7 protein-coding genes are annotated in these 8,898 nt (G+C 41.5%); 2 read left to right on the top strand and 5 right to left on the bottom strand.

Features of this window, described 5'->3' with window-relative positions:
* Positions 1 to 139: 139 nt before the first annotated feature.
* A complete protein-coding gene (locus F6K37_RS25020) occupies positions 140 to 577 on the top strand; it encodes a hypothetical protein (RefSeq protein WP_287252877.1) in 438 nt (145 codons plus the stop codon).
* A 332-nt stretch (positions 578 to 909) separates the two neighbouring features.
* On the opposite strand, the gene F6K37_RS25015 is transcribed toward F6K37_RS25020, so the two are convergent.
* The 5 genes from F6K37_RS25015 to F6K37_RS24995 all read right to left on the bottom strand — a co-directional run bounded on the left by F6K37_RS25015 (position 910) and on the right by F6K37_RS24995 (position 6,155).
* Positions 910 to 2,622 carry a fatty acyl-AMP ligase gene (locus F6K37_RS25015; protein ID WP_287252876.1) on the bottom strand — a complete coding sequence of 571 codons (1,713 nt, stop codon included), beginning with the start codon at positions 2,620 to 2,622 and terminating at the stop codon, positions 910 to 912.
* Positions 2,623 to 2,679: 57 nt separating this feature from the next.
* Positions 2,680 to 3,897 (bottom strand): cytochrome P450, encoded by a 1,218-nt coding sequence (locus F6K37_RS25010; protein ID WP_287252874.1) that lies wholly within the window; start codon positions 3,895 to 3,897, stop codon positions 2,680 to 2,682.
* Positions 3,898 to 4,003: 106 nt separating this feature from the next.
* Positions 4,004 to 4,882 (bottom strand): SAM-dependent methyltransferase, encoded by an 879-nt coding sequence (locus tag F6K37_RS25005; RefSeq protein ID WP_009149505.1) that lies wholly within the window; start codon positions 4,880 to 4,882, stop codon positions 4,004 to 4,006.
* Positions 4,875 to 5,156 (bottom strand): acyl carrier protein, encoded by a 282-nt coding sequence (locus tag F6K37_RS25000; RefSeq protein ID WP_009149503.1) that lies wholly within the window; start codon positions 5,154 to 5,156, stop codon positions 4,875 to 4,877. Before F6K37_RS25000 ends, F6K37_RS25005 begins: the two co-directional genes overlap by 8 nt.
* Positions 5,157 to 5,207: 51 nt before the next feature.
* Positions 5,208 to 6,155: an acyl-CoA desaturase gene (locus F6K37_RS24995; protein WP_009149500.1), complete on the bottom strand. Its 948-nt coding sequence runs from the start codon at positions 6,153 to 6,155 to the stop codon at positions 5,208 to 5,210.
* Positions 6,156 to 7,053: 898 nt separating this feature from the next.
* Here F6K37_RS24995 and F6K37_RS24990 point away from each other — a divergent pair.
* On the top strand, positions 7,054 to 8,652 hold the full coding sequence (locus F6K37_RS24990; RefSeq protein WP_287252868.1) for a helix-turn-helix transcriptional regulator: 1,599 nt from the start codon (positions 7,054 to 7,056) through the stop codon (positions 8,650 to 8,652).
* Positions 8,653 to 8,898 lie beyond the last annotated feature (246 nt).

The following is an 8,898-nucleotide window of genomic DNA, read 5'->3' as shown; positions in this document are numbered from 1 at the left end:
AGTTGTTGTGTTATAATCTGCGCCTAGATTAACCCGGTCAGAGGAACTAGCGATCGCATTCGGCAGAACCTGACTTTGCTCCTGCTCCTCTACTAGTTGCTGCCACCAGTTTTGCAGCTGTTTAGGTGAATCTAACTAAATGAATGTCTATCAGCGGAAGCTTTATGCTTTAATGCATCAGAAGCATAAAGACAAAGGGAGTAATAGTATCTTCCGCACATTACTCTGTTGCAAAGACAATCTAGATCAGCTGCAAAACTGGTGGCAGCAACTAGTAGAGGAGCAGGAGCAAAGTCAGGTTCTGCCGAATGCGATCGCTAGTTCCTCTGACCGGGTTAATCTAGGCGCAGATTATAACACAACAACTGATACTTGTCAAGTCAAGCATCCGATCAGCGGTCAACAGCACCAGATAGACTGTTTTAATCAACAAGAAACACCGAATCTCGGCGATATTGCTAAAGAACGGGATGGGAAAAAAGTGTTTTGGTGGCTCTGGCGGTTTTATCCAGAAATTAGAGCCAAGCAATCTCGTCATGGCTTACTGGTGCCAACTCATAAAATCCGGCGTTGCTGATCTAAAGAATGCTGGCTCTCCTAGACTGATTATAGTAAATGAGTAGTTTAAATGAGCGATTACCCCTGAAATAGCAAGGGATTCAATAAACTAAAAATACATTGTCTTGATCCCAAGCGCGAGTGGGGGGAACCACGGCAGTTGCTCATGGGGGGAACCCCCACAGGTCGGCACTGCCTCCCCAAGACCGCTTAGGTGCGCTTTTATTAAAATTGCATTTTTAAATTACTCAAACCCTTTATTAATAAGGGCTATAGCGATTATTTTATACTAATTTATCATAGCCACTCTAGGAGAGCAAAAAAATCTCCCTTTCTGGTTAAACCATTTCGTTATTCAGCAACGCCAACTTTTTCAATGCTTTCCAATTCTTGCAACAGATATAACAACTTAGTTCGCTGCCTTTGAGTTTTTCCACTAGTGGTTGTGGGAATGCTATTTAACTGTAGCAGTACAGTATCGTGTACCCTCAGTTGGTAATGGTCATAGACAGAAGCCTTAACCGTTTCTTTAATTTGATTGGCATAGTCATGGATTTGCCGCCGAAATTTGTGATTTACTTCACTAACCACCACCAGTTTTTGAGAAACAATACTAGGAACTGAGAATACAGCACAATTGACCTCCTGTAAGCCAGGATGAGAGAGTTTGACTACTTCTTCAATATCTTGGGGATAGTAGTTTGTTCCCTCGATGACAATTAAGTCTTTGAGCCGCCCTGTAATATAAAGGTGGTTTTGGGAATCAATAAATCCTAAATCTCCTGTCCGTAAAAATCGCAATCCATCATAAAAAATCAAGGTTTCTTGGTTTTTTTCAGGCTTTTTCCAATAGCCAACTGTAACACTCTCTCCGGCAATCCATACTTCCCCGATATGATGGGAAGGGCATTCCTTTAAGGTTTGCGGATTAATAATGCGCAAGGACAGTTCTGGCATGACCTGACCGTTGCTAACCACTGTACGGACGCTGCCTGTCTTGGGAGACGCATCGGCATCTAAAACTTCATCTGTGCCACAAGGAATGGTTAAAGCCGTAGGTTCTTCGGATTTAGAAGCCCCGCTAACAATTAAAGTTGCCTCTGCTAAACCATAACAGGGCAAAAAAGCAGTTTTTTTAAAGCCGTAGGGGTAAAATGTAGCACTAAACTTTTCGAGGGTATCTAACTTGATATGTTCTGCTCCATTATAGGCAACATCCCAGGATGAAAGGGATAGTCCTTCTAAGGAATCTGGGTCAATTCTTTTGACACACATCTCGTAAGCAAAATTGGGTCCCCCTGTCGTTGTGATCTTTTTGTCTGAAATTGTTTTCAGCCAAAGTTTTGGTCGTTGAAGAAAAGTCCCTGGAGACATTAAATAACAAGGACACCCCACATATAAAGGCTGAAAGACACTGCCAATTAACCCCATATCATGAAACAAGGGAACCCAACCTAACACGATACTGGCACTGCTGTGACCAAAGGTTTGTTGAATCATTTTCTGGTTAGCCATAATATTCCCATGACTTACCATCACACCTTTGGGAAAAGAGGTAGAGCCAGAAGTATATTGCAAAAAAGCAATGTTGTTACCTTGGCGGTCAACGGGAGCAGTTAAAGAGTCTAAAGCGTCTAGGGAGGGGAAAGTCTCGATTTGAGGGGATACTTCCAAATCCTCTTTCTCAAACAAGTCTCGAACCCTTGACTCAGTAATAACTAGACGGGCATCGCAATCCTTAAAAATCCGTTGATAGTGATCACAGTTACGCTTACGGGTGGGAGAACTGAGGGGAACGGGAATACGGTCGAGATATAGACAACTGAAAAATGTAATCACAAATTCAGGACTAGTGGGCAACTGAATCACTATGTGATCTCCCCTGACAGTTTTTTCAGTGAGCCATTGTCCTAACCGTTGGACTGCTTCTAATAAACTGGCATAAGTTAAAGACGCATATTCCCGACCTCGGTTATCAAGAAAATAATAGAGGGTTTGATTTGGTTGATATTCTGCTCCCAAAAGCAGTTTGTCAATCAAATTATTTAACTGGGGAGAAGTCATTGGTTTTTCTTCTGAGAGTGAGTTGGACAAATTCTGAATCTCAGTGGATTAACAAAGTCAGGAGTCATGAAAAGTAACAGGTAGATAAGTTAAGGTTCGGGTAATAAATCCCTCCTGATTCCAGCGATAGTCAGAAGAAGTCAATTCGATCTGCTTTACCCTTTGGCGAAGGTAATCAAACAAAAGCTTCCCTTCGAGTCGCGCAATCCCCTGTCCCAAGCAATTATGCATTCCATGGCCAAAGGCAATTTGAGAGGTAGCATCTCGGATAATATTAAAAGCATCAGGATTAGGAAAATGTTCTTCATCTCGGTTAGCAGAGGCAAGACAAAGCAGCATTTTGTCCCCTTTTTTAATCGTCTGGGAGCCAACTTGCAGGTCGCTGATGGCTAAGCGTACCGTTTGTTGTAAAGGTGGGTCGAAACGGAGAATTTCATCAATTGCTTGTTTGCTAGTAGCTTGTCCATCTCGGAGAATTTGCCACTGATCGGGATGCTTGGCAAAGGCTAAAATTCCATTGGTGAGCAATCCCTTAGAGGTTTCATGTCCAGCAACAAAGGTCATGACACAGGCAATTCCTAGCTCACTATCAGAAAGTCTATCTTCTCCAACTCTGGCTTGAATTAATTTGCTGATAATATCTTCTCCTAAATGGTTTTTACGGGAATCAATTACCTCTTGAAAAAGCGTTAAACACAATTGTAAATCTTGCTCAATGCGACGGATACGCATTTTGGTTAACAAACTCGGTTCTAAAATAGACCGAACCCGATGAATATATTGATCGACTGTCTTGATATATTCATTGGGAATACCAAGTATATGAGCAAGGGTATACAGGGGAATTTGATGGGCAATCTCCGCAAAATCAAACTCTTCTGTGCCGATTTTAAGCCCAATAAAATTATCAATTAATTTCTGAATATGACTAGTATAAGCTTGAATCGTACTACTGTTGAAAGCTTGTCCGACTAACCGACGTAAGCGTATATGGTCGGGGGGATCGGTAAAGACAATTGCTTTCTTGCCCAATTCCACTAAACCAGGAATATTACCCACCTTTTGTTGCGTCACATATTGGGGAATGAAACTAACGCTAACAGCATCAGAATCTATCACTTGGATAATATCTTGATATTTAGTGAGTATCCACATATCCAAGGCATGGTGAATCGGCTTGTGTTGGCGCAAGAGGTGATAAGTTGTATAGGGGTCTTCTCGGAAACCGGGGGCAAAGGGATTAAATTTGATGGCAGATTTAGATACAGCAATCATGGTCAAAAAAAAACTCCTTGCGAGTAGTAAGGTATAGCAAATACTAGAAGTCTGTTAAGATAATTTGTACTATGAAAAATACCTTTACAGCCTTCTAGAGAATGCCTTATTTAGCTAAGGATTGCATTTCTAAGCGCAGTAGTAATATTTGTCCGAAATAAAAACCTGCAACAACTAATTTGAGATATTGTTCGTATTTACGATATATTTTTTCTCCAAACCCCTCGATGATTAGGGATTTTTGACGGCGGAGATTATTTAACCACAGGTCACAAGTCTTGCCATATTGAAGGCGATCATTGCGGTAGGTTTTAATCTCAAATAGCCTGTCGGCAGCGATTAAAATTTCACCAGGGCGGGGTAACTCAGAATCAGGGAAAATCTCATTTTGGGTAAACCAATTTTTTTCTTCGGCACTTAACGAACCATATGTGATCGTTTGTAACGATAATTTACCTTTGGGTTTTAGCCACTGTTGACATTGACCAAAAAACTCACGATAAACACTTATTTTTTCCTCTGAGGTAGTCTCTGGTTTGGCAAAATGTTCAAAAGCACCAATTGAGACGATCGCATCGTAAGTAGTCATTGGCTGGTGAACAATCCAGCTTTCCTCGTAGACTTTGATATTGTCTAGTCCTAATGAGCAGATCTGCTCATATTGATTGTGGCTCAAGGTCAATCCCACAGCCTGACGATCAGGATAGCCGTTAACATAACGGCGCATTAAAGCTCCCCAGCCACATCCAATATCTAGTAATCTTTTGCCAGTTGTTGCTCCTGAAGTTTCCAAATGCCAATCAATTTTTTTCTGTTGTGACTGTTCTAGGTTGTCATCCATTGCGGGATTATCCCAAAAACCACAGGAGTAAGTTAGGCTGGAATCTAACCACAAAGAGTAAAATTCATTACTAACATCATAGTGGTGTTGGATAGCAGCAGCATTTCCGCCCCGTGTAGTTAAGCCTTGTACTAAATTAGACACTTTCAGAAACCTCTTGTTCTAAAACTTTCTCCTTTTTGACCATTTCCGCTATATGGATAGAAAGTTCACCAATAGTGTTGAATTCAAAAAACAGAGAAGGACTTAGTTCAAGGGACAACCATTCTTCTAAATCACCAATCAAAAAAACTGCCATCGAAGAATTAAGTCCAAACTGTTCAAATTCCTGTTTTTCATTAATTTCATATGGGTCTAATTCGAGAATTTCGGCTAGATATTTTTTTATCCATTCGCTGATTTGTGATTCAGTTTTCATGATGTCTCCTTAATTTAAAGTTACAACTAATTTTTAAATCTATGAGTTAAGTTATCGAATTTTAATTTTTTCTGAACTTGGAACTTTAACATCCCAAGCCAAATGTAAAGCTTCCATTAACTGAATAAACCAGTATCCTGGATCTAAGCGATACCATTCCAAACCAAAAGAAGCCGAACCAGGAAAAGCATGGTGATTGTTGTGCCACGACTCGCCAAAGGTCAATAGGGCAGCTGCTCCAAAATTGTGGCTATGTTCTTCAGTATCAAAACGACGCATCCCGAAGCAATGCAGGAAAGAATTAATAGACCAGATAGTATGACCTGCCCAAAATATTCTAACAGCACCTCCCCATAAAAATCCTGAGATCGCACCTTCTAGACTCCGATGATACATTCCCCCTAAGAGTGCAGGGATAACTAACCCAAGTATAACCAACACATAATAGTAGCGATCAATCTTGACAACGGTTTTGTTTTTTATTAAATCAGGGGCATAGTGAACAACACTGGGATATTCATGTTTGTACATCCAATTAAAGTGGGAGTGGATTAAACCTTGAAGACGCGCAGGCCAATTACTGCCGTGAAGATTGGGTGAATGAGGATCGCCAAGTTTGTCACTTAGTTCATGGTGGCGGCGATGCAAAATAACCCACGATATGACACCTCCTTGCCCTGCCATTGACCCCCAAATCATTAGCATAATTTGGAGTGCATTATGAGCTTTATAGGAACGGTGGGTAAATAAGCGGTGATAACCAGAGGATATCCCCAAGCCATTGATTAACCAAAAGAGAGCAAATAGGAATATTTCAAACCAGCCAAATGGAAGATATGGAATTGAAAGTAAAGCAATTATTGTTAGTCCAAATGGTAAAATTTGAAAAAAAATAAAATGCTTTCTTTGCAGCCCATGCAAGAAGGGGCTATTAATCGTCTTTTTTCGTTTCGTTGTGTCTATTAAAATCGACTCTACATCTGCTAATTCACTATTCATAATTTTCAATATATATATTTCAGTATAATTGTAATATTTGATTTAACTTAGTCAAGACATTTCGATTGTAGCCGAATAATCAGGGTAAGCGCAAGAATCAATCAGCCAGGGCTTATTGAGAAAAAAACCGCGTCATTCTCAACAAATAAACTCTATTGCGAGTAAAGTTATACGAGATTATAGGGGTTTCGAGCGACGATCAACCGATATCCAGCCAATGCAAATTATGAGTCATTTTTTCTTGCGCTTACCCTGATCTACTTTGGTATAAATTATAACTTAAAAAAATATGATTAAACCAAATTTTATTAAAATTGGAAAAAATCGAGGTAAAAATAAGTACATTTGTTCTACTAAATCCCTGAACTTTCAACGTATTTTGAGCAATAAAGAATAAACCGTTGCGAACGCGCCCCGCGTCGGCGAAGCCGAATTGCCATTAGAATTTTTCAGATTTCTCAAATCACATTCTCAATCATCTCGGGCTTATTAATAATTAAATCCGCTTATTGACATCTATCCAGCAGATTGCCGTTTTGTAGTACTATCAAATAAATTTGATCTGTAGTTTTTGAGACTAATTTATATGAGTTTACTATAAAAAAAATGCCTTATTTATTAGGCTGAATAAAAGCTCGTTTTGTAAAGGAAGAAGGAAGCTTCGGAGCAGGGACTGAGGCCGTAGGCCACGCTTTCGCCAAAGCCGACGCTGCGCGAACGCGCCCCGCGTGGCCTACGGCCAAACGCGAACGGAGGAGTGGAAAGAGCCCGTATTAAAAAAAATTGTTAGTTAAATACCAGAAGTTTCCTTATACAGTAAGCTTGATGAGTTTTTTAACTGTAAATTTAGCATAAAAGGTATTGAAGAACCATTATTCGTTATCCCAACATAGGGACGTTGCACAGCACTGACCCAACAGAGATCGAACGGGTTTTGGGAACAGTGCCCGATTTTGCCACTCCCCTCCAAGAAGTCTGTGCTTTGATGGCCAAACTCAAGGGAGAAATCTATGGTGACCCGAATGCGATTGCAACGGATTTACAGTGGCTACAGGACAATGGGCTAATTAACAGCAATGATCACAATGGTGAGGGCGTTGCTGATTCTGGGTATGATTCTGCCCCCCTAGCCCCCCAATTCTGGGGGGAACAAAACTCTGAAAGTCCCCCCCGGTGCGCTTTCCAATGGGCGAGTAAATCGCCCTTGGGTCGCACCGCAAAGTTGGGGGATTTAGGGGGCTTGACCAAAACCAGACGATCGCACATTCATACTTCAATTCAGCAACGCCATTCTGAGCTAATCCTGCCCATGGTACAGAATCCCCATCTACTCACCCATGCCTATTCCGATCTAGAACCCTTTCAGCGGCTGCTCAAGACAATTCGGTTTATCTTGCATCATCCTTTTTTGCCAAAATCCGGAAATAGTAGCCTCAAAACCTTGACAAATGCCCTCCAAGAAAATGGTGTAATCATTGGCAATGGCATCGATACCCTGCGCAAAGATATCGAAAAAATCCTCAAACCCTATAAGATATTACGCAACTTTCCCCTCAAGCAAGGCTATTTTGCAGGCACCGGCATATTCTCTAGGCAGGAACTGGGTAAAGTTTTTGCAGTGCTGCAATCTCAAGCCAAAAGTTTAGACGATCCCATGGCACTCTCTACCTATGAGATGTTCCAGCAACGGATGACCCACTCAAAATTAGACCCCCCTTCCACCTATCCAGTGCGAGCAATTCGCAATCGCTGTATCGTAGATGCCGACTCCCTCCAGGATTCAGCCTTGCTCAATCATCTAGACAAACTCGAAAATGCGATCGCCCAAGGGGAATTATTAGAATTAAATCGAATTAAAGGCGGTGGCCGATTTGCTGGAGATCACGACGGATTTTTTCAAGCTTGGCCCCTGCAAATAGTATTTTACAATCACGCCTGGTATTTAGCATTTCAGCACCACGGCGGTAACCAGGATAAACTATTCCGGTTTGGACGATTAGACCGACTCTTTCTCGGTCGTGCCCTTGGCCAAACCCGCGATATGAAACAACAATGGCAATCCTTGGAGAAGCTGGAAAAACTCCACCAAGCAAGTGCCGGATTATTTCTTGGTAATAGTGCTAGCCAACAGCAGCAGTTACTCAGTAGCAATAAATCAGAACAGTCAGCAGTTCAGGTCACCGTTGAACTGTGGTTTAATGACCATATGTTCCGATTTGTAAGTGAAGGAACCAAGCGCTTCAAACACATAAAAATGTCTCCCCCCTTAACCGGAAAATCCAGCTTCTCTAAATCATTATTTTCACTTCCTAAAACCAAAGACCCCAATTTTCCCAATCGCTTTCAAGTAATATTACCCAAGTGGGCATTAGAGGATGTCGATTTTTTTCCATGGATTATCGGTTTTGGCGGCCAAGTTAAAGTAATCCAACCTCAAGAATTAGTCGATAAAGTTAAGAAAATTGGCGCTGAAATTTGTAGGATTTATCAAGAGTAGGGAATAGGGAGTCGGGAATCGGGAATCGGGAATCGGGAGTAGAATTGCGTAGGGTGCGTTAGGGGCGGGCTTGCCATCATGTTCAACCTCTTCGCGCCTGCTTGGGACAGCCCGCCCCGGATGCTGGTGGCGAAATATTGTGCAACATTAGCCTGGGAAAGTATTTAGAGCTGCAAAGCATGAAATGCGAGTACCAGCGAGAGGAATCCCTTGAACCCAAGCAAACAGACGCTTGAGATTGATAGC

It is taken from the genome of Moorena sp. SIO4E2, assembly GCF_010671945.1.
In the GTDB taxonomy this organism is placed as follows: domain Bacteria; phylum Cyanobacteriota; class Cyanobacteriia; order Cyanobacteriales; family Coleofasciculaceae; genus Moorena; species Moorena producens.
Note: the sequence above shows the minus strand (reverse complement) of the source record. Positions and strands in the feature narration are given on the sequence as shown.

Excerpts from the sequence above, each read along its gene's own strand:
- F6K37_RS25020 (WP_287252877.1), top strand. The coding sequence starts at position 140 with ATGAATGTCTATCAGCGGAAGCTTTATGCTTTAATGCATCAGAAGCAT.
- F6K37_RS25015 (WP_287252876.1), bottom strand. The coding sequence starts at position 2,622 with ATGACTTCTCCCCAGTTAAATAATTTGATTGACAAACTGCTTTTGGGA.
- F6K37_RS25010 (WP_287252874.1), bottom strand. The coding sequence starts at position 3,897 with ATGATTGCTGTATCTAAATCTGCCATCAAATTTAATCCCTTTGCCCCC.
- F6K37_RS25000 (WP_009149503.1), bottom strand. The coding sequence starts at position 5,156 with ATGAAAACTGAATCACAAATCAGCGAATGGATAAAAAAATATCTAGCC.
- F6K37_RS24995 (WP_009149500.1), bottom strand. The coding sequence starts at position 6,155 with ATGAATAGTGAATTAGCAGATGTAGAGTCGATTTTAATAGACACAACG.